This window comes from Arthrobacter humicola, assembly GCF_039531445.1.
GTDB lineage: Bacteria > Actinomycetota > Actinomycetes > Actinomycetales > Micrococcaceae > Arthrobacter > Arthrobacter humicola.
The window spans coordinates 1-649 of the sequence record NZ_BAAAQB010000036.1 but is presented as its reverse complement, the minus strand read 5'-3'; the positions used below and the strand labels follow the sequence as shown (position 1 = coordinate 649).

1 protein-coding gene is annotated in these 649 nt (G+C 66.1%); it reads left to right on the top strand.

Features of this window, described 5'->3' with window-relative positions:
• A partial coding sequence (locus ABD243_RS13065) for a lipoyl synthase (protein ID WP_344366421.1) occupies positions 1–649 on the top strand: 649 nt, incomplete at both ends.

Here is a 649-nt window from a genome sequence, read left to right as displayed (position 1 = left end):
AACCTCGTCAAGAAGGAAGGCCTCCACACGGTGTGTGAAGAGGCCGGCTGCCCCAACATCTTCGAATGCTGGGAAGACAAGGAAGCCACCTTCCTGATCGGCGGCTCCGAATGCACGCGCCGCTGCGACTTCTGCCAGATCGACACCGGCAAGCCCTCCCCGGTGGACGTCTTCGAGCCCACCAAGGTGGCCCGCTCAGTGCAGTCCATGGCCCTGCGCTATGCCACCGTGACCGGGGTGGCCCGCGATGACCTCGCCGACGAGGGCGTCTGGCTCTACGCCGAGACGGTCCGCAAGATCCACGAGCTGAACCCGGGCACCGGCGTCGAACTGCTGATCCCGGACTTCTCCGGCAAGCCCGAGCACATCGCGGCGATCTGCGACTCCAAGCCCGAGGTCTTCGCCCACAACGTCGAAACCGTGCCGCGGATCTTCAAGCGGATCCGTCCCGCGTTCCGCTACGAGCGGTCCCTGGACGTCATCACCCAGGGCCGGAAGCACGGCATGGTGACCAAGTCCAACCTGATCCTGGGCATGGGCGAGACCCGCGACGAGATTTCCGAGGCCCTGCGGGACCTGCACGAGGCCGGCTGCGACCTCATCACGATCACCCAGTACCTGCGCCCGTCCGAACGGCACCTTCCGGTGG